Genomic DNA, 24132 nt, shown 5'->3' on the forward strand with positions numbered 1-24132 from the left:
TATTCACTGTTAACTATTAACTGCTCTTATTCCCACTCATCCCCATAATCATGCAGCAATTCCGCCCCCGCCTTGACCGCTTTGAGGGTCACGACGGTCAGGTCATCGTAATAGGCCACATTGGGTTGCTTGCCATGGTTGATAAACCGCAGATTGCACAACACCCGGTATCGCTCTTCACCGTCATCATCGATCCAGAGCACGTAAGGCCCCTGACCTTTTGCAGGTTGAGTCTTGCATAGTCCCAATTCCGTGCCTTTGGGAATCGACTGGCGGGCAAACAGACCCCGGCCATGAAGCGGGCTTTCCCTGACTTCGACCAGGTCTTCTCTTACATAGGGTTTTGACATGCTTTTGCACTTCTTGCTGCCGTTGATGCCATGGCATCTTGCCAGAATTCATCACAAGCTGTAATTCTCTGGGACTGACACCTCAACAAGGATCCGTTGTGAATCTGCTGCATACCGGTAAAGACCTGCTTCGCATGAACGAGCTGGCAGGCATTTTGTTCAAGTATGGTTTTGCCGACGTGATCCGCCGGCTTGGGCTGGCCACCCCCATTGAGCAGGCGGGCAAACTCGTCCGCAGCCCGGTAAAGGGCGACATCCTGCGCATGGGTACCGCTGAGCGACTACGCTGTGCACTGGAAGAAATGGGGCCCACCTTTGTCAAGCTCGGCCAGATACTGGCCACTCGGGTTGACCTGTTTCCGCTGGACTGGATTGCCGAGTTCGAGAAGCTGCAGGATCAGGCCAGCGCCATTCCCTTTGAAGAGCTTGCCCCATTGATTGAAGAGGCCCTGGGCAAGCCGATTGACAGCCTGTTTGCCCGTGTCGACCCGACCCCAATCGGGGTGGCCTCCATTGGTCAGGTCCACAGCGCCCTTACCCGGCGCGGCCAGAAGGTTGTGCTAAAAATCCAGAAGCCGGGTATTCGTAACAAGATCGACTCCGACCTTCGCCTGCTCGACCAGCTGGCCAAGCTGGCTTGCGACAACTCCGTGGAAATCCGTCGCTACCGCCCGGTGGAATTGATCCGTGAATTCCGCCGTTCGTTGCTGCGGGAGCTGGACTTCACCATTGAAGCCCGTAACGCCGATCGAATCCGCAAAAACATGCGTTCGCTGAAATGGCTCACCGTCCCGCGGGTTTACTGGGAGTTGTCGTCATCCACCGTTCAGGTTCAACAACACATTGAAGGCATCCCGGCGAAGGCACTGGAAAAGCTGGATGCCGCGGGCCTGGACCGGGCCCAGATTGCACGCCGTGGCGCCCTGGCCGCCTGGAAAATGGCACTGGAAGACGGATTTTTTCATGCCGATCCGCACCCCGGGAATTTCATCATCCTGCCGGGCAACCGTATCGCCATGCTCGATTTCGGCATGGTCGGCAAGCTCAGTCATAGCCGCCGTGAACAAATACTGCAGATGACCCGCGCAGTCGTCATCCGTGAAGCTGAACAGTGCGCGGCGGTTCTGGCCAGCTGGTCCGATGGCCAACCGGTGAACTTCGAACAATTGGTGTCGGATGTGGAAGATGTCATCAGCCAGTATCACGGCGTCTCCATCTCGGAACTGGATATCACCGCGTTGCTCAATGACATCACCGCCATGGTACGCAACCATAATCTGGTGCTGCCCAGTGATATTGCCCTGTTCATCAAGGCCATCATTACCCTGGAGGGATTCGGGCGCCTGCTTAACCCCGACTTCGATCTGATGACCGAAGCCGAGCCCCTGCTCAAGCGCATGATCCGCACCCGCTACTCTCCTGCCCGACTGGCCAAAAGCCTGAGCCTGCGGGCACTGGATGTGGTCGACAAGGTCTATGCTCCCCCCCCTGTCCCCGGCCAGCAAAGCCCCCAGGAGCAGGGACTGGACCCCCGCCAACTGGAAAGAATGGTGACCCGACTGGAACGGGGCCAGTATCGGCAGGTCCAAGCACTATTGGTCGCCTCTTCGTTCATTGGCGGCAGTGTCATGCTGGCTGGCAAAGTTGGGCCATCACCTTGGGGTATCTCCCTGTTTGGCCTTATAGTCTTCCTCGGAAGCGCCGGCTGGGCCAGCTGGCTAATGTGGGTATCCCGACGTTTCCTTCGGGAATGGGAGTAACGGAATGACAATGAAGAAACCGCTTATCATACTTTGCGCTGGCGTAGCGCTGGCAGCCTGTGCCACCTCCCCACTGGGACGGAACCAGTTTCTGCTGATGCCGGCAGATCAAATGGATGAAATGGGCGCCACCGCCTATGCGCAAATGAAACAAGAGACCCCTGTCAGTAGCAGTCAGCAGCAAACCGCTTATGTACGCTGTGTGGCCACCGCCATCACCTCAACGCTGGATGGCAGCCAGCAGTGGGAGGTCAACCTGTTCCAGGACAACAGCGCCAATGCGTTTGCCCTGCCAGGGGGCAAGATCGGGGTCAATACCGGCCTGCTCAAGGTCGCCACCAATCAGTCACAGCTGGCGACGGTCATCGGCCATGAAATCGGCCATGTGCAAGCGCAGCATTCCAACGAGCGCATGTCACTGGAGTACGCCACCCAAAATGGCCTTCAATTACTGGGCGCAGTGGCCGGTGAAGACAGCGCCACCAAACAGGGCATCATGGCCGCACTCGGTGTCGGCGCCCAGTATGGTGTCGCACTGCCGTTCAGCCGCAAGCATGAAGCCGAAGCCGATATTATTGGTCTTCAGCTCATGGCCCAGGCGGGCTTCGACCCCCGCGAGAGTGTAAATCTGTGGCAGAACATGGCGGCTGCCAACGGCGATGGGCCACCGGAATTCATGTCCACCCACCCCTCCAATGCCACGCGCATCGGCGGGCTGCAGGCTCGCCTGCCAGAGGTGATGCCGCTGTACAACCAGGCCAAGGCAGCGGGCCGCAAGCCGAGCTGTGGATGAAAGCCGCTATGAGCTTTCAGCTACGAGCTACGAGTTAAAACCCTAAAACAAAAACGCAGCCTCAAGGGCTGCGTTTTTGTTTTTACAGTTGGCTGTTGGCTGGTAGCTCAAAGCTCACAGCTGCCTTCTAACTGTAGTAAGCGTTGTCCGTCACGGTATGGTCTGTCTTGTCACGAACCCCCGTCAGTTCCGGTATACGCTCTTTCAGGGTTTTTTCTACCCCGTCTCGCAGCGTCACGTCGACGACGGAGCAGCCCTGACAGCCACCGCCGAATTCCAGCACTGCGACCATGTCCTCGGTGAGCTCCAGCAGCTGTACACTGCCGCCGTGAGAAGCCAGATTGGGATTGATCTCTGCGTAAAGCACGTAGTTGATCTTCTCTTCCACACTGGCGTCTTCACTGATATCCGGCACACGGGATTTCGGCGCCCGGAAGGTCAGCTGACCACCCATGCTGTCTTTCTTGTAGTCGATGACCGCATCTTCCAGATAACGCACGCTTTTACCTTCGATCCAGGCATGAAAGCCCTCGTAATCGAAGCGTACATCGTCCTCTTCCTGCTCACCGTCCGGGCAATACGCCATGCAACACTCGGCATGGGGGGTGCCGGGACGCTCAACAAAGATACGCACGCCAATGCCGCCCTGATCCTGCTTGCCCAGCAGGTCTCGCAGGTAGTCCTGGGCCGGTTCGGTGATGTCGATCAACTGCTCTGCCATTACGCTTCCTGATCCGGTTCGTGGCCTCAAGCCGGCCTGAAGGGCGACTGAGGTCTCTTTCCTGAGTATTTTAGTCAGGTACTCAGCATATTCAATGGTGCCACCGCCCAATCGTTTCAAGGGTGGGCCGAACGGCATCATTACGGGGTGTTCCCACCCTCGGCAGCGGCGTACAATATGCGCCCCGATTCCCGGCGTTTAGCCGTCGCCATAACGCAGGACTATGTGATGACAGACCCCAAGGATGCACCGGATCAGGACACCAAACCTGGCCTGCTGCAAACGATCAACAGCATTCTCGCTGCCCTGTTCGGTGTGCAAAGCGCCAAAAACCGGGAGCGGGACTTCACCAAGGGCGATGCCGGCAACTATATCGGCGTCTACGTCATTCTGGTGATTGCGCTTGTTATCGGCATGGTCATCACCGTCAACATGGTGCTCGACGCTGCCGCGAAATAGGCTTTTTTATATCGGTTGCCGTTATAGAGATATGCCAAGATATTTCTTTTCACTATAAGGGCGCTTTGTTAGAGTGCCGCACTCACCCAGTGCGGGTGGCGCTTAGCTATTGAATTTCAAGCAAAAGGACGGTGATACAGTCCCATGTACGTCTATCAGGAACACGATCAGCAACTGCTGAATGAACGGGTAGCGCAATATCGCGACCAGACGCGTCGATACCTGGCCGGGGAGCTCAGCGAGGATGAGTTTCTCGCCTTGCGCCTGCAGAACGGCCTTTACATCCAGCGTTATGCGCCCATGCTGCGCATCGCCGTTCCTTATGGCCTGCTGTCTTCCCGTCAGCTGCGCCGGCTCGCGCATATCTCCCGCACTTACGACAAGGGCTTCGCCCACGTCAGCACCCGCCAGAACGTGCAAATGAACTGGCCGGCACTGGAAGATGTGCCTGACATTCTGGCCGAACTGGCCGATGTCCAGATGCATGCCATCCAGACTAGCGGCAACTGTATCCGTAACACCACCACCGACGAATACGCCGGCGTGAACCCGAAGGAAATCGAGGATCCACGCCCCTGGTGCGAAATTATCCGTCAGTGGTCAACCTTCAATCCGGAATTCGCCTACCTGCCCCGCAAGTTCAAGATTGCGGTCAATGCGGTGCCTGATGAAGATCCGGCCATTATCGGTGTTCACGATATCGGTGTGCAGCTGGTACACAACGATGCTGGCGAAACCGGTTTCCAGGTATGGGCAGGCGGCGGCCTGGGTCGTACCCCCATGACCGGCGCCGTGATTGGCGAGTTCGTGCCGTGGCAACACCTGCTGTCTTATCTGGAGTCGATCCTGCGGGTGTACAACAAGTACGGCAACCGCGACAACAAGTACAAGGCCCGTATCAAGATTCTGGTGAAGGCGCTGGGTGCCGACAAATACCGTGAGCTGGTGGAAGAAGAATTCGCTGAGCTCAAAGATGGCCCCATGACGCTGACAGAAGCCGAAGTGGCCCGTATTCAGGCCTGCTTCACCGATGTGGAATACCGCAGCGATGTCGACACCAGTGAACTGGATGCCCTGCTCGCAGACAACAAGGCCTTCAACCGCTGGTACCACACCAACACCCGCCCTCACAAACAGGCGGGATACCGTGCGGTCACCCTGACACTGAAAAAAACCGGCCGGGTACCTGGCGACATCAGCGACGAGCAGCTGGATGCCGTTGCCGATCTTGCCGACAAGTACAGCTTTGGTGAAATCCGCAACAGCCACCAGCAGAACATGGTGTTCAGCGATGTGGCGGCCAGTGACCTGTTCGCCCTTTGGCAGGAACTGGACGCACTGGGCTTTGCGACCCCCAATCTGGGCCTGCTCACTGATATGGTGTGCTGCCCGGGTGGCGACCTGTGTGCCCTGGCTAATGCCAAGTCCATCCCGGTAGCGGAATCCATTCAGCGCCGCTTTGACGACATGGATTATCTCCATGATCTGGGCAAGATCGACCTGAATATTTCCGGTTGCATGAACGCTTGTGGCCATCACCACATTGGCCACATCGGCATCCTTGGTGTGGACAAGAAAGGCAAGGAGTTCTACCAGGTTACCCTGGGAGGCCGTGGTGATCGTGAATCAAAGGTAGGCGAAAAAATGGGCCCGTCTTTCGAATCCGACGAAATCACCGACGTGATCGAAAAAATCATTGGCCTGTATGTTGAGAAGCGCCTCGAGAACGAGCCCTTCATCGACACCTACGAGCGTATCGGCATGGACCCGTTCAAGGAGCATATCTATGGGTAAGGTCATTATTGACGGCGCCATCGTGGATAACGAATGGGCACGCCTGGAAGCAGATGCCCTCGAGGCAGGCCTGCCGGATGGCAAAGTCATCGTTCCGCTGGCTTACTGGCAAGAGAACCGTGACACCCTGATGACCCGTGGCGATGTGGCTGTTTGGCTCGCACCGGGCGAAGAACCCAAGGACCTGGCAGATGACCTTTCTGCCCTTTCCCTGGTGGCTATTCACTTCCCTGCATTCAAGGATGGCCGCGGCTATTCTTACGCTCGCGAATTACGCACCCGCTTTGCGTTCAAGGGTGAAGTGCGTGCCACAGGCGATGTGTTACGTGATCAGTTATTCTATCTGGCCCGCTGTGGTTTCAACGCGTTCGAAGTACGCGAAGATCGCAGCATCGAAGAAGCCGTAGCCAGCCTGAAGGATTTCACCGTCCGCTATCAGGGTGATGTGAACGACCCCCGTCCGATCTACCGTCAGGCCTGATCGCTTTACCTCGCCAAACGGTTCGAAAACGCCGCTGCGCCTTATAGCCAGCGGCGTTTTCGCATCCAGATCAGCACGCCAATGGCAATCACTGTCATGCCGGCACAGAACCAAAGGAAAGCCTTGTCATTCTCGACGCCGGGCAACCCGCCCACATTGATACCAAACAACCCGGTCAGGAAGCCAAGCGGCAAAAACAATGCTGAAATCATCGCCAGCAGATACATGCGGTCATTGATGGCTTCGTTCTGAACCGAAAAGACCTCTTCCTGGAGCAGAGTCGCATGTTCACGGGCAGCATCAAGGTCTTCAAGGAGTCGCTGGAGCCGGTCTGATGCTTCACGTACCAACAGGATATCGTCTTCAGCAAAGTGGCGGTCAGACTGGAGTTTCGCTAACGCCTCACGCTGCGGCGCCAGATAGCGGCGCAAGGTAATCGCCCGGCGACGCAAAAGACTCAGCTGAGAGGTCAACGACATGGTCGGAGACGCCTCCAACTGCTCGGCGCAACTTTCTACCTCCGCCTCGAGATTCTCGATCACATCTTCCATTCGCCAGGTCAGCTCATCAACCAATCTGGCGACCAGCCCCGACGCACTTACTGGGCCGTCTCCACCCGCCAAAGTGCCCTCGACCGTCTCGACGGTCACTAACGTACGCTTCTGGGTGCTGATCACACCATGGGGCCCGAGCCACAATCGCAGCGCAATCATATCTTCCGGCCTGGCCCCCGGATGAAGGTTCACCCCTCTCAGGTAAACCAGAAGGCCGCCATGAACTTCCGACGCCCGCGGCCGGGTTTCCGCAGCGGTGAGCGCTTCAATCACGCCGTCAGGGATACCATTGGCGGACATCCAGTCGGCACTGGCCTGTTCGGTATAATCGAGATGGACCCAGTGAGTACGATCAGACTGGAGAGCCTCGTCCGTGCCAAAAACCGTACGCCCTCCCCGGCCATCCAGGTAACAGGCGATCTTGAGCCAATGGTTTTTATCCATATCCGATCCTGCCGTCCATATTCGAAAACATGGATGAATAATGAATCATAGGGCACCGCAGAATCCATAAAAAACGCGGCCAAAGGCCGCGTTTTTACGAATCCGCAACAACGCTGGATCTCAGGGCAAGCGCACCACCACGCGACCACGCACGCCACCTTCGAGAATTTTTCCAACCCACTCGCTAACGTCTTCAAGACCAATTTCGGCCGCTTCCAGCGCCTTCGGATTTTCTGGCATCCACTGATCTGCAAGCAACTGCCACATCTGTTGCTTGATTTCACAGGGCAACTCCACGCTGTCTACCCCAAGCAGGTTCACGCCACGCAGAATGAACGGGAATACCGTCATCTCCAGATTCGGCGAACCCGCCAGGCCACAACACGCTGCACTACCGCCGTATTTCAGACTCTTCAGCGCACCGGCCAGCATTTCACCACCTACGCAATCTACCGCGCCAGCCCATTGCTCCTTGAGCATGGGTTTGCTGGCACTTTCCAGAAACGCCTTGCGATCCACAATCTCAGCAGCGCCAAGTTCACGCAGCCAGTCATGAGAATCGGCCTTGCCAGTCACTGCCGCGACCCGAAAACCCAGCTTGGCAAGAATTGCCACGCTAATGGATCCCACACCACCAGTAGCACCGGTCACCAACACCGGGCCCTGATCGGGATTTACCCCGGTATCGAGCAGCGATTCGACACACAGCGCGGCAGTCAGCCCGGCAGTGCCCATCAACATGGCATCGCGGGGCGCCAATCCTTCAGGCAACGGCACCAACCACTCAGCAGGCACACGAATATACTGCCCATAACCCCCGTCGGTATTCATACCCAGGTCATAACCTGTACAAATCACCGTATCGCCAACCGCGAAGGGGCCATTGCCGGTTTCTTCGATGACGCCAACAGCATCAATCCCGGGGGTATGAGGAAACGTTCGGGTCACCCCTTTGTTCCCGGTAGCAGACAGGGCGTCCTTGTAGTTGAGAGACGACCACTGCACACGCACCAGCACACCCTCACTGCCCAGATCAGCCAACTCACGTTCTACCACCGCATTCTGGTAGCCATTGTCGCTTTCGGTAGTCAGTAATGCCTGAAACGTCATGGTCCTCTCCTTTGACAGGCTGTTAATCAAACAGGGTTAATGCATCTGCCGTTGGCTTCCACGGTGCCACAATTTTTCCACCACCCGGTGCAGCACGTTCTCCATGGAAAAGCCCAACCGCTCACCAAGCTTGCGTTTTACTTCCCAGTTAACCTGATACAGGGCCTGGTTGTCCTTGCGCAATTGCAGTAACTCATCACTGGTCATGATGTCGTCAATCAAACCCAGTTCTTTGGCCTGAGCGCCAAACCAGTGCTCGCCGGTAGCGACCTTGTCCAGGTCAAGACCTCGACGGTTATCGCGCACAAAATCCTTGAACAGCTGGTGCGTGTCTTCCAGTTCCTGCTGAAATTTTTCACGGCCCTTATCGGTATTTTCACCGAGCATGGTCAGGGTACGCTTGTATTCCCCTGCCGTCATCAGCTCCACATCAATGTCATTTTTCTTCAGCAACCGATGAAAGTTAGGGATCTGCGCGACGACACCAATGGAGCCGATAATCGAAAACGGGGCAGCAACAATCCGGTCAGCAATACAGGCCATCATGTAGCCACCACTGGCCGCAACCCGGTCGACTGCGACCGTAAGCTTGATGCCGCTGTTACGGATACGACGAAGTTGTGAGGCCGCCAGCCCATAGCTGTGTACCAAGCCACCCGGGCTTTCCAGGCGCACCAGCACCTCGTCATCCTGGTTGGCCACCTGCAGCACCGCATTGATTTCCTTGCGCAGGTTTTCCACACAGCTGGCTTGCACATCACCATCAAAATCCAGAACAAACAAGCGAGGCATAGCTTTGTCTTCAGTGCCCGCCTTTTTCTTTTGCTTGGCTTCCAGCTTGTCTTGCTTCTTGCGCTCCTTGCGCATTTTCTTGCGCTGGGCTTCGGGCATGATCTCGTGCTCAAGACAGTCTTTCAGATCCTCGAAGTCATCATTCAGGTGACGCACACGCAGGTCGCCCTCCTGATCGGCCTTACCACGGCCCCGGCTGGCGGAAGCGGCAATGCCCCCGATGATGAAGAGAAGCGCCACCACCAGAGTGACAACCTTGGCGAGAAACATGCCATATTCAGAAAGAAACGCGATCACAATGTACCTGCTTGGGTGTTTTCAGTGAGTGCTGCCCCGACAGGGCAAACAGAAAGATCCCGGTGATTCTACCGAAGCCGGGTACAGAGGGGTATGCCAAACGGGGAGTCAGGACAGGCCTTTTGGCATGCCCCAGAGAGGCATGCCTGAACCGAGGAATCAATTCCAGCCAGAAATGGCTTGCTGTGCGGCGCCGTTCATGGGGCGAGCAACAAGTCCCGTTGCCCCGGCGTTAACCTCAAACAAGGCCCCATCCGCCATCGGCAGATAAGCCGCACTGCCGTAGCGCGCATCAATGAGCACACTCCAGCCATCATTGGCCATTTGCCAGACATCAATCCCGACCGGGTCGCGGTGAAGGCTGTATACCGTGCGATCCCGGGAGCGCTCGTCTTCCAGGGCATAGTAACGGCCGGATATCCGGTCGAGCTGATAACCCGGCTTCAGCCCGAGAAGACTGAAAGGCACCCGCCACTTGATAATGCGCGCATCAAGCTGCCACTGATCGCCCTTGAGGCGAAAATCCTCTGCGCTGCCATCCGTGCGGGTCACTGTAGCAATAAAGGACTGCTCTCCGGATTGACGAAAACTCACCGTCGCCACCGGCACTTCCTGAGCATATTCCTTGTAGCCGTAAATGTTCAGGGCAAACAGGCTCAGATAGACCGCTGCCACAACCAGCAAAATGCCAGCGGTGCCCTTCAACCATTGCAGCAACCAGCGCTGACGCAAGAGCACCGTTGCACCCAGCAGCACAAAAATCAGGCTGAAGGCAAACAGAACCAGAGGGGCAAGCGTGTAGTTCATGAAAAGTCCTTGTTAATGAAAACGGGCAATCCAGTGATCAATGAGGCTGCGGGCAATGCTCCCCGGGGGCGGTGTCATCGGCAGATCGTTGTAATGAAACCAATCGGCCTCGACAATCTCATCGTCATCAATGCGAATCTCGCCGCTGGCATAATCCGCAAGAAAACCCAGCATCAGGGAATGCGGAAACGGCCAGGACTGGCTACCCAGGTAGTGAAGCTCTCCCACCTCAATGCCGCTTTCTTCTCTGACCTCACGGGCAAGCGCCTGTTCCGCGGTTTCACCGGCTTCCATAAACCCGGCAAGACAGGAAAAGAACCCTTCAGGGAAGCGTTCGGAGCGACCCAGCAAGGCATACTCGCCCTTTGTTACCAGGGTAATCACACAAGGGGTGATACGAGGATATTGGCTGTAGCTGCAGGATGGGCACACCATGGCAAGATCACGGGGGTGCGGCTCTGTCGGGGTACCACAGCGGCTGCAAAAACGGTGATTTTTTTGCCAGGAGAGAAACTGCAGAGCGCGACTGAACATGGAGAAACCCGGCTCATCCAGCGCGCCCATCAAACGTCGGGCAGGCATGGGCTGCAGGCTACCATCGTCGAGTTCATGGCGGCTGAACTCGCAGACATAGCATGGCTCATCGCCCAGCCAGCCAAGAAAATGGTAATCCGGATGCTGGCGCAGCAGAAACGCCGGCAATTGTGGCAGCCAATCCTGACCCGGCGCCCCTGCCACCAGAATGTTCTGCTCATGAATCACGTAGCAGCGTGCGGTGTCGGCATCGTTGGATTCCGGGCGAGACAGATCAATCATGTCAGGCAACCTTGTCCACCGGGTACCCCAGGGCTTTCATGCTTTCTTCAGCGACTTCAAGCACGCCTTCGCCAATCGGTTTCTGCTCTTCCATGCTTTCCAGGTAGTAATCGACCCCGGTCAGCGCGTCGGCCAGGGTCTCCATGTTTTCGCGGGTCGGGGCCGTTTCGCCTTCGATCAATTGCTTGCGAATGTACTGGTGACACGCTTCTGTCACCCCCTTCGCCCGCTGTAACTCCAGGAACATCAGGCCGCCGGCAATGGAGGCAAAAGTACCTGGCAGGTTTGACAGGTGCATGGCATCCCAATTGTTGTCCATGAAGGAGCTGATGGACCGCTTGGCCAGGGCCAGGCCAGCCCGACACTCACCGACAACTGTCATTCGAGCTTCATCAAGCTGGTACAGGGAAATAGCCGTGTTATTGCTGGCCTTGTGAACATCATCTTCCGGCGCGAGGCTGCGCTCAAGATTTGCCGCCACGTTTTCCACTCGCAGCAGATCATCCACGAGGGCATGGAATGCATCGGTCTCGACACTCTGGTCAGCAGGCCACTGCCGAACCTGAGCGGAGCGGTCCTTGATGGCCGCCGCGTCATCATCCTTGCCGATCATGGACAGGGTGCTGCCCAACTGACTGAGACTATCCGCCACCGCTTCATAATTGGTATCGGCCACCCCCTGGGAGGCAAGATCCAGAGTCTGTTTCAGCTCACCAATTTCATCCCGCATGGCACTGGCCACTGAACGAATCACGGAGCCACTGGCCCCTGTCATCAAGGACAGTTCACGTTGAAGCTCGGTATCCGAAATTGCATTTTTCAGATCAAAGACCTGTTTCACCTGGCCAATCACACCATCCTGTACGGCGCTCAGCGAGACCAGATAAAGGCTTTCCTTGAGAAGCAGTAAAGGCGCATTTTCATCCAACGCCTGGCCACCGTCATACACCACCTTCTTCAGCTGGCGATCGTACTGGGACAACAATGCCTTGCGAGCGGGCGTAAGGGCCATTTCATCTGCCGCCATGGCCATCAGGGCGGCCTGCCCCACCCAGAAAAAGCGGCTAAGGCCACACGGGCCTGCCGCCTTGTCGAGTCGCGCCATGGCGCGGGCCATTAATTTGAGGTGCGTCGGCGGGTTCTGCTCACGCAGGATACCGACCAGCCCGACCTGATACATATGCCGCAACCGGCGAGATAATGCCGCCAGCTCATCACGGCTGACCTCAGTGTCAGGGGCTTCCGGGTTGCGCTGGCGGGACAGATCTGCACTGAAGAAATGACTTTCCTGAATCAATGGCTTGCCGCCAGCTCGACGCAGCTCATTGATGCCGCCAATCAACAAGGATGGCAAGGTACGATTCTTCAACTGAACGTAATCGAAATAACGGGTCAACAGCACAATGGCATTGCCCAACGCCTGAATCCGGCTTTCGGACACTTTTTCCAGCAACTCGCGCGCGGCCAGCGCCATTTCTTCGCTCATCAGGGCGGCAGCAGGAAGCTCGACCACCTGACAGATCCCCCGCAACTGCTGAAACGCCGTTGCACAGTGCTCCAGCTCTTCTTTCAGAGCGTTATCATCGGAAAACGCCTCCAGCCGGGTCTCAGCTTCGGTCAAGGTGCTATCGATCGCTTCCTTGAGAAAAGTCAGGGAGGTGGTGTTTGTAATGGCGACCATGGACTCTCCGCAAGCACCAAACTTTATTATTGTCGGGCTGAAGCCCGGGTATTTTGCCCCCCGGATGCGCCCGAAACACTACAACAAGATTGTAAAACAAGGCGCATCAACTTTGGCATGCGATTAAACACTGCGTCAACTTTCAAATGTAAGCAACTGATTTATTGGCTTTTTGTTAACCTCGCCACAGTTGCAAAAGGCGTAAAAGCCTTATTACCTGTTACCGCTACCCAGCAGGGATCGCAATACGACCTTGATCTAGGACAATTTGTCCATGCTTTGCACTGTACTGGGGCATGGCAACTCCTTATCATTGCGGCGCCCAACCCCCACCCAACGCCCAGCAGGTAATTGTCATGCCCGCGACCATCGGCCGCGCCTTTTTGCACAACTTTCTCGGTCAGGCTCCGGCCTGGTACAAGTACACCATCATTGCGTTCCTGGCGCTCAACCCTGTGGTGGCGCTGACCCTCGGCCCTGTCACCGCGGGCTGGCTGCTGTTGGCAGAGTTCATTTTCACCCTGGCCATGGCCCTGAAGTGTTACCCGCTACAGCCGGGTGGTCTGCTGGCCATTGAGGCGGTCATGATTGGGCTGACCTCAGCCGATACCGTGCTGCACAAGGTAGAGAGCAACCTTGAGGTGATGCTGCTGCTGATCTTCATGGTAGCGGGTATTTTCTTTCTCAAAGACCTGCTGCTATTCATGTTCACCCGCATCTTGCTGGGGGTGAAATCCAAGGTGCGATTGAGCCTGCTGTTCTGTATGGCGGCAGCGGTGCTGTCTGCTTTCCTGGACGCACTGACCGTTACTGCGGTGGTCATTGCCGTTTGTACCGGCTTCTATGGCATCTACCATAAGGTCGCCTCTGGCAAGACATTCCAGCAAAAACACGACCATGGTGACGATACCAGCGTTGAAGAACTGCACCGCGAGGACCTGCGGCGATTCCGTTCTTTTTTGCGTAGCCTGTTAATGCACGCCGCGGTCGGCACCGCACTGGGCGGTGTCTGCACACTGGTGGGGGAGCCCCAAAATCTGCTGATTGCGAACAAGGCAGGCTGGGAGTTTGGCGAGTTCTTCCTGCGCATGGCCCCCATTACCCTGCCGGTTCTGTTGGTGGGATTAATGACCTGCGTCTTCCTTGAAATCAGCGGCAGCTTTGGCTACGGCGAGGATATCCCCGAAAAAGTACGTGGCATCATGCGACAGTACGCGCTGGAGCAAGACCGCAAACGCACCCCCCAGAACCGGGCAGCGCTGGTTGTCCAGGCAATCACGGCCGTCTGGCTGGTCGTTGGCCTGGCCACTCACGCAGCCTCGGTTGGCCTGGTGGGGCTCACAGTCATTATTCTTGCCACATCCTTTACCGGGATCATCGAAGAACACCGCCTCGGTGCTGCCTTCGAGGAAGCTCTGCCCTTCACCGCGTTGCTCACCGTCTTCTTCGCGGTGGTCGCAGTGATCGCCGATCAACAGCTGTTCGCACCCGTTATCGAATACGTACTGACCCTCGAGAAGCATGTCCAGGGCCCGGCGTTCTACATCGCCAACGGGGTACTGTCAGCTGTGTCCGATAACGTATTCGTCGCCACGGTCTATGTAGACGAAGTCGGCCAGGCGCTACTCAAGCAGGAAATTGACCGCGATACCTTTGACCTGCTGGCCGTCGCCATCAATACCGGGACCAACATTCCCTCCGTTGCGACCCCCAACGGCCAGGCGGCCTTCCTGTTCCTGCTGACGTCTGCACTGGCACCTCTGGTCAGGTTGTCCTATGGCCGCATGGTGATCATGGCCCTGCCCTACACCATCGTCATGTCCATCACCGGTCTGGTGATGACGGCCATGGCACTGGAGCCGGCGACTACCTACATGTACGAGAATGGCTGGATCGAGCACCACGATGCCAGTGAATACAGCGAAAGCCCTGAAGAGCATCATTGATGGGGGCCACCGGGGAAGGGGTATTACCCCCTTTCCCGGTCAGACAGAAAGACAGGATTAGGGAGCCAGCCTGAAAGACTGAGCACGCAAGGCGTTGTTCAGAGGCTCCCTAGTGCAGCGAATCGCTCTCGGAGCGCTCCCACAGGGTAGGCTCTCCATTACTGCCCGCAATGGCTTGCAGCTTGGCACTGTGCCGTGCCACTTCAGACTCACTTGCACGCACCACTTTCAACGGTGAGCGCTGGGCATCCAGCCGGCGGATGGCTTCTGCCACTGCACTACCGCCCTGATCGGCGCCGTCACTCCCCCCCAGCGACAGCCGGGTCTGGCCACCGGTCATGGCGAGATAGACATCCGCCAGGATCTCCGCATCCAGCAAGGCCCCGTGAAGCTCACGGTGTCCGTTTTCCACGTCATAACGGCGACACAACGCATCCAGGTTGTTCTTCTGGCCGGGATGCTTCTGCCGTGCCATGACCAGGGTATCCAGCACCCCGCAGCGCTGTTCAATGCTGCCGTAGGCGGCGCCCAGCCGGCGCAATTCATGGTTCAGGAAGCCCACATCAAAGGGGGCATTGTGAATCACCAGTTCGGCGCCATCTACAAAGGCCAAAAACTCATCAACCACCTTGTCAAACGTGGGCTTGTCCGCCAGGAACTCGGTGCTGATGCCGTGCACAGCCAGCGCCCCTTCGTCGATGTCCCGCTCAGGGTTGAGGTACAGATGAAGATTATTGCCGGTAATCCGGCGATTGATGACTTCAACACAACCGATTTCGATCACCCGGTGCCCATCATTGGGCTCCAGGCCGGTAGTTTCCGTATCGAGTACGACCTGACGCATTAGCTTTCCTTCACCAGTATTCGGTTACAACTCGTCGATGCCACGATTGGCCAGCGCATCTGCCCGTTCATTTTCCGGATGACCGCTATGCCCTTTGACCCATTGCCAATCGATGGTGTGTGGCTGCGCAGCGGCATCCAGACGCTGCCACAAATCCACATTCTTGACCGGCTGCTTTGAGGCCGTTTTCCAGCCGCGCTTCTTCCAGTTGGCCATCCAGGAGGTAATGCCATCCATGACATAACGGGAATCCGTGGTCAGCACCACCTGGCACGGCTTGGTCAGGGTTTCCAGCCCACGAATCGCGGCCATCAGCTCCATACGATTATTCGTGGTCTCAGGCTCACCACCGTACATTTCTTTCTCATTGCTGCCGTAACGCAACACAACGCCCCAGCCCCCTGGGCCAGGGTTACCCCGGCAGGCGCCGTCGGTATAAATATAAACTGCTTTCAATGAATCAGGACTCCCGGTTCTGCTGCCCCCAGCGCGCCACTGGCACAGGAACAACGGTATTGCGAGGCACTTTACGTTGGCGGCTCGGCAAAGGCTTGACCATACCCGCCCGCTTGCGGGCAACCAGCAAATAGGTACCGCCATGACGAGGCCACAATACGCGCCCCAGCCACGCCAGCAAACGAATCCGCGAACGGCCATGTTGAGAAAGCGGCATAGTATAGAAGCCACTGGCCATCCCATCGACCTCAAATCCCAACACCTGCAGCCAGTCCGTGACACGGTTTGGCCGGTAGAAACGGCCGGACCAGCCAGGACGCTCACGCCAAAAGAACCAGCGCGCCAGCCCCATCATGCTCAAGGGATGGAAACCGACCAGCGCAATCTTGCCCCCCGGCGCAATCGCCCGGCTGGCTTCCCGTAACACCTGGTGAGGGTCCTGTGCGAAATCCAGCACATGATGCAGCACCATGAGATCGACGCTACTCTTGGCAAAGGGCAACAACTCCGGCCGCGCCTGGATCGCCACTCCGTCAAACCCTGGCGGCGCCACCGAGGTATGCCAGCGCAAGGGGCACTCGCGCAGCAAGTCCTGGCCGCGGCTACTGTACGCCACCACAGCACGCTGTCCGACCTGGCCGCGCAACCACTCGTTGAGCATGCCCGCTTCAGCAGCCAGCACGGCCTGGCCGGGCTCTGTTTCGAGCCATTGGTCGAACCCGCGGACCATCGCTTCCGAGCCTGCAGCAGAGGGACTGAACGAAATACGGTTGAGTGGCGGCAGTTGCATGGGGACAATACCTGTTAAACGTCTTCCTCAGGAGCCTATCACGTCATGCTATCGAGCCCCACTGCCATCCCCGCATTCCGTGACAACTATATCTGGGCCATCCCCCAGGGTGACGCTTGCGTCGTGGTAGACCCCGGTGACGCCGCCCCGGTCGAGCAGTTTCTGGCCCAGCACGCTCTTGCTCTCACCGCCATCGTGATCACCCATCACCACCCGGATCACGTGGGCGGAATCGCAGCCCTTACCGCCAACAGGGATATCCCCGTGTATGGCCCAGCCCGCGAATCCATTCCCGGCATGACGCATCCCTTGCACCACAATGACTGCATTACCCCCGCTGGGCTCGATATCGCCCTCAGCGTGATGGAGGTGCCAGGCCATACGCTGGGACACATTGCCTTCTACTGCGCCGACCAGCACTGGCTGTTTTGTGGCGATACCCTGTTTGCCGGAGGTTGCGGGCGACTGTTTGAGGGAACTCCGTCACAAATGCATGATTCTCTTCAAATCCTCGCCGAACTGCCCGGCGAGACCCTGGTCTACTGTGCCCATGAATATACTCAGGCCAATCTGGACTTTGCCCTGGCGGTAACTCCGGACGATCTTCGACTGCAGGCGCGCCACAGCGCCGTGAAGCAAGCAAGGCAGCTGGGAGAGATTACCCTGCCCTCCACGCTGGCCGAAGAAACCCGTACCAACCCCTTTTTGAGGGCATCGGACCCTGCTGTCAAAGCAGCCTGCGAGGCCCGCGAGCCCGGTGCCCGCGAGAGTGATACGCAGACGTTTGCCGCCTTGCGTCGCTGGAAGGACAACTTTTAGCCGACAGCGCTTGCTGCCGGCAAAGCCTGACTTTTAGAATTACCGAAAATTTTTGCTGTCCGAATTATTATGAAAATATTTTTTAGCGCAGCCATGTTGGTAGGACTGGCCCTGTTGTCTGGTTGCGCCAGCCATCAATCCATTGATGAATTGCCCCCCATGCCCGCGGCAGAGCCCTCGGTAGATGACGTGAACTTGGCCAATGGCATGGAAGAACCCGCGCCGGTGGACGACGCCAGCAAACCTGACCCGGCCGATGATGACGATCTGTGGGTCCGCCTGCGTGCCGGATACGGGCTCGATCTCACCGTTGAAAACGACCGCATTCGCGTGCAACGGGAATGGTATGCCCGGCACCCTCAATACTTTCAACGGGTGACCACTCGCTCCGAGCGCTATCTTCACTATATTGTCGAGCAGGCAGAAGCCCGTGAAATGCCACTGGAACTGGCACTACTGCCCATAGTGGAAAGCGCCTTCGACCCCTTTGCCTATTCCCACGGCCGCGCCGCTGGCCCCTGGCAGTTCATCCCCTCCACCGGTGACTACTTCGGCATGCAACGCACCTGGTGGGAAGATCAGCGCCGCGATGTCATCAAATCCACCAATGCGGCCCTGGATTACCTGCAGAAACTGTCCAATCGCTTTGACGGCGACTGGCTTCTGGCGCTGGCCTCCTATAACGCCGGGGGTGGCACGGTCTCCCGTGCCATTCGCCGTAACGAAGAGGCAGGCAAACCGACGGATTTCTGGAGTCTCAAACTCCCTCGTGAAACCACTGCCTACGTGCCCAAACTGCTCGCCATCGCCCAGATCGTGCAGGAGCCGGGCAAGTACGAGGTAGCACTACACCCCATCCGCAACGAACCCTATTTCGAGCAAGTAGACACCGGTGGGCAGATTGATCTGGCCCAGGCGGCTCGGCTGGCAGACATTTCCGTCGAGGAGCTGTACCTGCTCAATCCGTCCTACAACCGTTGGGCCACCTCACCGGATGGCCCTCACCGGCTGCTAATCCCGGTGGAGCGGGCAGACAACTTCCGCACAGGCCTCGCCGCCCTGCCCGCTGACCAGCGCATGCAATGGGCCCGCTATGAGATTCAGCCCGGCGACAACCTCGGCGCCATTGCACGCCGTTACCGCACCACCCCCCAGGCACTACGCAGCATCAACCATCTGAAGGGCAACACCATTATTGCAGGTCGTACCCTGCTGATTCCCGGGCCCGCGGCCAGTAGTGACAGCTACACCCTGAGTGCCGACGCCCGCCTTGCCGCCAATCAGGGGCGTGAGCGAAACGGCCGCACCCGGCTCGATTACACCGTGCGCTCCGGCGACACCCTGTGGGCGATTGCCCGTTCCCATGACGTGGGCGTGAAAGAGTTGGCACGCTGGAACAACATGGCACCTGGCGACAGCCTGAGCATCGGCCAGTCACTTGCCATCTGGGCCAAAGGCAGTCAGGCAGCCAGCCCGGCCAGCCGGGCTGACGACAAGATGGTCCGAAAGGTTCGCTATGCCGTACGTAACGGGGATTCCTTGTATGCCATTGCCGACCGCTTTAATGTATCGGTAAACGATATCAAGAGCTGGAACCAGACAGTGGCCAGCAACCGATACATTCAACCCGGGCAACGGCTGACTCTTTACGTTGATATTCGCCAATCTTTCTAAACGATGTCTGATCACTGCCTGCCTGTGCCTGGGGATTCTCCCTTCGGCACAGGCGGAACAGCCCCACGTCACTCGTAGCCACGGCTACCACCCCTTCGGCGACCTGAAATACCCCGCCGACTTCAAGCATCTGGATTACGTAAACCCGGACGCCCCCAAAGGCGGCAGTATCACCTTGTTCGGAAACGGCACCTTCGACAGCCTCAATCCCTATATCCTCAAGGGCATCAGCCCCGCTGATACACCCGGCATCCAGATGTACGGGGTCACCGAGCTGGGTGACAGCCTGCTAATGGGATCTCAGCCACATAACCCGCTGGGGGATGAAGCCGGAGCAGCTTACGGACTGATCGCCGACTGGATTGAATACCCTGAAGACCGCAGCTGGTGCATTTTTCACCTGCGTGATGGCGCCCGCTTCCATGATGGAGAACCCATTCGCGCTGACGATGTGGTGTTCTCATTCAACACCCTGCGCGAACAGGGGCACCCCGAATACAGCCTGCGGCTGGTCGATGTGGCCTCTGTTGAAGCGATAGATGCACAAACGGTTCGCTTTACCTTCAGTGAGGCGCGGCGGGACTTGCCCCTGATTGTTGGCGCCATCCCGATTCTGCCAAAGCACTACTGGGAAAAGCACGATTTTACCCGCACCACACTGGAACCGCCGGTCTCCAGCGGCCCGTACCGGGTCAGCGACATCAGTGGCGGCAAAAAGGTGGTATTTGAGCGGGTTGAAGATTACTGGGCAAAAGACCTGCCAGTGAATCGCGGGCGTTACAATTTCGACAAGGTGATCTTCGAATTTTACCGGGATGCCGATGTGGGATTTGAATCGTTCAAGTCTGGCGGTTATGACCTTCATTACACATACAGTTCGAAACGCTGGGCTACCGCATTCAACTTCGCCGCCATGAATGACGGGCGAGTCTTGCGGGCGGAAATCCCCCACCGGATTCCCCGCCCGGTTCAGGCCTTTTTCTTCAACACCCGGCGGGCCCCATTTGACGACCAAAGGGTGAGGAAGGCGGCAAGCCTGCTGTTCGATTTCGAGTGGTCAAACCGTAACCTGTTTGCCAACGCCTATACCCGTACCGTTAGCTGGTTTCCCAATAGCCCGTACCGTGCCACCCAAAGCGCAACAGACGCCGAGAAGGCCCTGCTTGCTCCGCTGACCAGCGCATTGCCCGACGATTATTTTTCTGCGGATATCACCCCGCCGGTCAACGACGGCAGCGGCCAGATCCGTGACCGAATGCGTGAAGCCCTCACGCTTCTCAAGGAGAGCGGCTGGCAGATGCAAGGCAACAAGCTGGTCAACAGCGAGGGCAAACCGCTTCGCTTCACGGTTCTGAATTACCATAACCCCGGTATCTACCGCATACTTGCTCCCTGGTTCCGCAATCTCAAACGACTGGGTATTGAAGCCGATTACCGGGAAGTCGACCCTGCGGCCTTCAAGGAAAAGCTGGATCACTTCAAGTATGACGTGGTGCTGTCTGTGCTGCCCATGCGCGACTACCCAGGCCCGGAGCTGAAGGATTATTTTCTCTCCGACAGCGCCAACATTTCGGGCAGCCGCAACCTGGCCGGCATCAGCGATCCGATTGTGGATCACCTGGTTAACACCGCGCTGTCCGCCGCGACAGAAAATGACTACACGCAGGCACTGCAGGCACTGGATCGTCGCCTGCGCTACCAGCATTATGGCGTCCTCAATTACCATATCCGCCACCACAGGATTGCCTGGTGGGACAAGTTTGCCCGTCCCCCGGAACCAATCCCCTTCGGGCTGGGTCTGGATACTTGGTGGATGAAAGAATAAAAAGGAGTTCCTATGGCCATTCACGGCACCATTCATCAACGAATGCTGCGTGGGCTGTTTCTGGGGTTGTGTCTTTGTTCCGGGCTAGCCAGCGCGGAAGTTCACAAGGGCCACGCCATTGCCATGCACGGCGAGCCCCAGTACCCGGCAAGTTTCAGTCATTTTGACTATACCAATCCGAATGCTCCCAAAGGCGGCTCCCTGCGTCTGCATGTGGTAGGCAGCTTCGATTCACTCAACCCGTTCGTGCCCAAGGGGCGCCCCGCTGCCGGCATGGGGGCAACCGATAACTCCCATCTCTACGATTCGCTCACCGTGCGCGGCGAAGACGAACCCTTCACCCAATATGGGCTACTGGCAGAAACCATCGAGTGGCCAGATGACCGCAGCTGGGTACGCTACCACCTGCACGAAGAAGCCCGTTTTTCCGATGGGCACCCGGTGCGTGCCGAGGACGTGGCCTGGACCTTTAACACCCTGATGGAGAAAGGGCGCCCTTTTTACAGCTATTACTATGCAGAAGTGGATAACGTCGAAATCAACGACCCACTTACGGTGACCTTTCATTTCAAGCCTGGCAGCATCAACAAGGAGCTCCCGCTGATCATCGGTCAGCTTCCCGTGTTACCCAAACACATCTGGGAAAAACAGGACTTCGAAAAAAGTGGCATGTCTATTCCCGTAGGCTCTGGCCCCTACCGTATCGTCAAGGCCGACCCCGGCAAGCAGATTACCTATGCGCTGCGTGACGATTACTGGGCAAAAGACTTGCCGGTCATGCGCGGCCGTAACAACTTCGGCACCATCACTTACGATTATTACCTCGAAGAAAATGTGGCACTGGAAGCCTTCAAAAGTGGCAACTACGACTGGCGCCACGAAAACAACTCAAAACTGTGGGCAACGGCCTACAAAGGGCCCGCTTTCAGCAAAGGGCAGATCAAGACCGAAACCGTCGCTCACCACAACCCGTGGGGCGCACAGGGCTTCCTGTTCAACATCCGCAAACCCCTTTTCCAGGATATGACCCTGCGCAAGGCCATCGGCTACGCGTTCGATTTCGAGTGGTCCAACAGCAACCTGTTCTACGGTCAGTACAAGCGTAACCGCAGTTATTTCGAAAACTCCGACATGGCGGCAACCGGCTTGCCCAGCAAGGCCGAGCTGGCATTGCTGGAGCCGTTCCGGGACCAGCTACCCGATGAAGTCTTTACCACTGCCTACCAGCCCCCGCAGAGCGACGGTTCTGGCCGCCCACGTGAGAATCTTCGCCAGGCGCAACAGATGCTCAAACAGGCGGGTTACCAGTTCCGTGATGGCACCCTGTTCTCGCCCAAGGGGACCCCGGTCAAATTCGAGATTATGCTCAGCTCCCCGGCCTTCGAGCGTGTGGTGCTGCCATTCTCGCGCAACCTCAAAGCCCTGGGCATTGACGCCAGCGTTATCACCATTGATTCAGCCCAATACGTGGAGCGCATCCGTAATTTCAATTTCGACATGATTGTGGGGCGCATCGGGCAATCCAGCTCTCCAGGCAATGAGCAGAAGGAATACTGGAGCTCAGCCGCTGCCGATCAACCCAACAGCCGCAACCTGATCGGCATACAGAACCCGGTCGTGGATGCCCTGGTCGACCAGATCATCGCGGCCCCCAACCGCGAAGCGCTGGTGACCAGCTGCCGAGCCCTGGACCGGGTGCTGCAATGGAATTACTACTCGGTGCTTAACTGGTACACCAACGAGCATCGCATTGCCTACCAGGCCCGGCTGCGTCACCCGGAGTTTGCCCGGTACGTGCCACTCGATACCTCTCTGGACACCTGGTGGGATAGCACTGCGCAATGAAGCTCTATATCGGCAAACGCCTGTTGCTGGTGATACCGACTCTGTTTGGCATTTTGTTGTTGAACTTTGTTGTTATCCAGGCCGCGCCCGGTGGGCCCGTGGAAAAAACCCTGGCTGAACTTCAGGGGATCGGCACTGGCGGCACCGGAAGCAGCTTTGCCGGCGGCAGTGCCGACACCATGACCGGGGGCAATTACCAGAATGCCAAAGGGCTGCCCCCGGAACTGGTGGAGCGTATCGAGAAGATGTACGGCTTTGACAAGCCTGCCCCCGAGCGCTTCTGGCTCATGGTGAAAAACTATTTCAGCGGTAATTTTGGCGAATCCTACTACCGCGATCGGTCGGTCACCGAGTTGATCATCGAGCGCCTGCCAGTCTCTATCTCTCTTGGCTTGTGGAGCACCCTGATCGCCTATCTGGTCTCCATCCCCCTCGGCATTCGCAAGGCGGTGCACGATGGCACCCGTTTTGATGTATGGAGCAGCACCCTTATCGTCATCGGCTTCGCCATTCCCAGTTTCTTGCTGGGCCTGCTGTTGATCGTGCTGTTTTCCGGCGGCTCCTATTTCGAATGGTTCCCGTTACGCGGGCTCACCTCTGACAACTTTGATGAACTCACGGTAATGGGCAAGGTATGGGACTATATCTGGCACATCACCCTACCCACCATAGCCATCGTGGCCGGCAACTTCGCCACCCTGTCCATGCTGACCAAGAACTCCTTCATGGATGAGATCCGCAAGCAGTATGTGCAAACCGCCCGCGCCAAGGGTCTGGCGGAAAAACAGGTGCTGTATGGTCATGTGTTCCGCAATGCCATGCTGATTATCATCGCAGGCTTCCCCGCTGCCTTTATCAGCATGTTCTTCACCGGTGTGCTACTGATCGAATACATCTTCTCACTGGATGGCCTCGGCCTGCTGGGCTTCGAAGCGGTGATCAGCCGGGACTACCCGGTGGTATTCGGCACCCTGTTCATCTTCACCCTGTTGAGCCTGGTCATGAAGCTCGTCAGTGACCTGACCTACGTGTGGGTCGATCCGCGCATCGATTTTGAGCGGAGAGACCACTGAT

22 protein-coding genes are annotated in these 24132 nt (G+C 57.4%); 11 read left to right on the forward strand and 11 right to left on the reverse strand.

The features are described 5' to 3' along the window. Positions 1-26: 26 nt before the first annotated feature. Positions 27-350 carry an SET domain-containing protein gene (locus A15D_RS04495; RefSeq protein ID WP_022986547.1) on the reverse strand — a complete coding sequence of 108 codons (324 nt, stop codon included), beginning with the start codon at positions 348-350 and terminating at the stop codon, positions 27-29. A gap of 98 nt (positions 351-448) precedes the next feature. On the opposite strand from A15D_RS04495, the gene A15D_RS04500 reads away from it, so the two are divergent. Beyond that, positions 449-2110: an AarF/ABC1/UbiB kinase family protein gene (locus tag A15D_RS04500; protein ID WP_233192073.1), complete on the forward strand. Its 1662-nt coding sequence runs from the start codon at positions 449-451 to the stop codon at positions 2108-2110. Positions 2111-2114: 4 nt separating this feature from the next. After that, positions 2115-2903 (forward strand): M48 family metallopeptidase, encoded by a 789-nt coding sequence (locus tag A15D_RS04505; protein ID WP_102790941.1) that lies wholly within the window; start codon positions 2115-2117, stop codon positions 2901-2903. Between the two features lie 127 nt (positions 2904-3030). Here A15D_RS04505 and nfuA read toward each other — a convergent pair whose 3' ends face one another. After that, positions 3031-3624, reverse strand: a complete 594-nt coding sequence (gene nfuA / locus A15D_RS04510) for a Fe-S biogenesis protein NfuA (RefSeq protein WP_022986550.1) — start codon at positions 3622-3624, stop codon at positions 3031-3033. A 228-nt stretch (positions 3625-3852) separates the two neighbouring features. Between nfuA and A15D_RS04515 the strand changes: the two genes are divergently transcribed. The 3 genes from A15D_RS04515 to A15D_RS04525 all read left to right on the forward strand — a co-directional run bounded on the left by A15D_RS04515 (position 3853) and on the right by A15D_RS04525 (position 6358). Next, positions 3853-4083 carry a DUF2970 domain-containing protein gene (locus A15D_RS04515; protein WP_022986551.1) on the forward strand — a complete coding sequence of 77 codons (231 nt, stop codon included), beginning with the start codon at positions 3853-3855 and terminating at the stop codon, positions 4081-4083. A gap of 144 nt (positions 4084-4227) precedes the next feature. Then, positions 4228-5877 carry a nitrite/sulfite reductase gene (locus tag A15D_RS04520; RefSeq protein ID WP_102790942.1) on the forward strand — a complete coding sequence of 550 codons (1650 nt, stop codon included), beginning with the start codon at positions 4228-4230 and terminating at the stop codon, positions 5875-5877. Next, positions 5870-6358 (forward strand): DUF934 domain-containing protein, encoded by a 489-nt coding sequence (locus A15D_RS04525; protein WP_022986553.1) that lies wholly within the window; start codon positions 5870-5872, stop codon positions 6356-6358. Before A15D_RS04520 ends, A15D_RS04525 begins: the two co-directional genes overlap by 8 nt. Positions 6359-6399: 41 nt before the next feature. On the opposite strand, the gene A15D_RS04530 is transcribed toward A15D_RS04525, so the two are convergent. From A15D_RS04530 to A15D_RS04555, 6 genes are all read right to left on the reverse strand, one after another. Further along, positions 6400-7356 carry a zinc transporter ZntB gene (locus A15D_RS04530; protein ID WP_102790943.1) on the reverse strand — a complete coding sequence of 319 codons (957 nt, stop codon included), beginning with the start codon at positions 7354-7356 and terminating at the stop codon, positions 6400-6402. A 120-nt stretch (positions 7357-7476) separates the two neighbouring features. Beyond that, positions 7477-8466: a YhdH/YhfP family quinone oxidoreductase gene (locus A15D_RS04535; protein WP_102790944.1), complete on the reverse strand. Its 990-nt coding sequence runs from the start codon at positions 8464-8466 to the stop codon at positions 7477-7479. Between the two features lie 36 nt (positions 8467-8502). Next, positions 8503-9555, reverse strand: a complete 1053-nt coding sequence (gene sohB / locus A15D_RS04540) for a protease SohB (RefSeq protein WP_199175762.1) — start codon at positions 9553-9555, stop codon at positions 8503-8505. A gap of 159 nt (positions 9556-9714) precedes the next feature. Next, positions 9715-10362: a hypothetical protein gene (locus tag A15D_RS04545; protein WP_102790945.1), complete on the reverse strand. Its 648-nt coding sequence runs from the start codon at positions 10360-10362 to the stop codon at positions 9715-9717. A gap of 12 nt (positions 10363-10374) precedes the next feature. Next, on the reverse strand, positions 10375-11178 hold the full coding sequence (nudC, locus tag A15D_RS04550) for an NAD(+) diphosphatase (protein ID WP_102790946.1): 804 nt from the start codon (positions 11176-11178) through the stop codon (positions 10375-10377). A gap of 1 nt (position 11179) precedes the next feature. After that, positions 11180-12859, reverse strand: coding sequence for a hypothetical protein (locus tag A15D_RS04555; protein ID WP_102790947.1), 1680 nt, complete (start codon positions 12857-12859; stop codon positions 11180-11182). A gap of 356 nt (positions 12860-13215) precedes the next feature. Between A15D_RS04555 and nhaB the strand changes: the two genes are divergently transcribed. Next, on the forward strand, positions 13216-14805 hold the full coding sequence (nhaB, locus tag A15D_RS04560) for a sodium/proton antiporter NhaB (RefSeq protein WP_102790948.1): 1590 nt from the start codon (positions 13216-13218) through the stop codon (positions 14803-14805). 109 nt (positions 14806-14914) lie between these two features. Here nhaB and dnaQ read toward each other — a convergent pair whose 3' ends face one another. From dnaQ to A15D_RS04575, 3 genes are read right to left on the reverse strand one after another with little or no spacing between them, the layout of a single operon-like run. Further along, on the reverse strand, positions 14915-15649 hold the full coding sequence (dnaQ, locus tag A15D_RS04565) for a DNA polymerase III subunit epsilon (protein ID WP_022986561.1): 735 nt from the start codon (positions 15647-15649) through the stop codon (positions 14915-14917). Between the two features lie 24 nt (positions 15650-15673). Continuing rightward, positions 15674-16105, reverse strand: coding sequence for a ribonuclease HI (gene rnhA / locus A15D_RS04570; protein WP_022986562.1), 432 nt, complete (start codon positions 16103-16105; stop codon positions 15674-15676). A gap of 4 nt (positions 16106-16109) precedes the next feature. Next, positions 16110-16895: a class I SAM-dependent methyltransferase gene (locus A15D_RS04575; RefSeq protein WP_102790949.1), complete on the reverse strand. Its 786-nt coding sequence runs from the start codon at positions 16893-16895 to the stop codon at positions 16110-16112. Between the two features lie 45 nt (positions 16896-16940). Between A15D_RS04575 and gloB the strand changes: the two genes are divergently transcribed. The 5 genes from gloB (at position 16941) to A15D_RS04600 (ending at position 24131) form a co-directional block, all read left to right on the forward strand. Continuing rightward, positions 16941-17714, forward strand: coding sequence for a hydroxyacylglutathione hydrolase (gene gloB, locus A15D_RS04580; RefSeq protein WP_102790950.1), 774 nt, complete (start codon positions 16941-16943; stop codon positions 17712-17714). Positions 17715-17783: 69 nt separating this feature from the next. Further along, on the forward strand, positions 17784-19388 hold the full coding sequence (locus A15D_RS04585) for a LysM peptidoglycan-binding domain-containing protein (RefSeq protein ID WP_102790951.1): 1605 nt from the start codon (positions 17784-17786) through the stop codon (positions 19386-19388). Further along, positions 19366-21213: an extracellular solute-binding protein gene (locus A15D_RS04590; protein WP_233192075.1), complete on the forward strand. Its 1848-nt coding sequence runs from the start codon at positions 19366-19368 to the stop codon at positions 21211-21213. The genes A15D_RS04585 and A15D_RS04590 overlap by 23 nt, the downstream gene beginning before the upstream one ends. A 12-nt stretch (positions 21214-21225) precedes the next feature. Continuing rightward, positions 21226-23058, forward strand: a complete 1833-nt coding sequence (locus A15D_RS04595) for an extracellular solute-binding protein (RefSeq protein ID WP_102790952.1) — start codon at positions 21226-21228, stop codon at positions 23056-23058. Further along, positions 23055-24131, forward strand: a complete 1077-nt coding sequence (locus tag A15D_RS04600) for a microcin C ABC transporter permease YejB (protein WP_102790953.1) — start codon at positions 23055-23057, stop codon at positions 24129-24131. Before A15D_RS04595 ends, A15D_RS04600 begins: the two co-directional genes overlap by 4 nt. The last annotated feature ends 1 nt before the right edge of the window (position 24132 follow it).

It is taken from the genome of Alcanivorax sp. MD8A (genome assembly GCF_002888555.1).
Taxonomy (GTDB): Bacteria; Pseudomonadota; Gammaproteobacteria; order Pseudomonadales; family Alcanivoracaceae; genus Alcanivorax.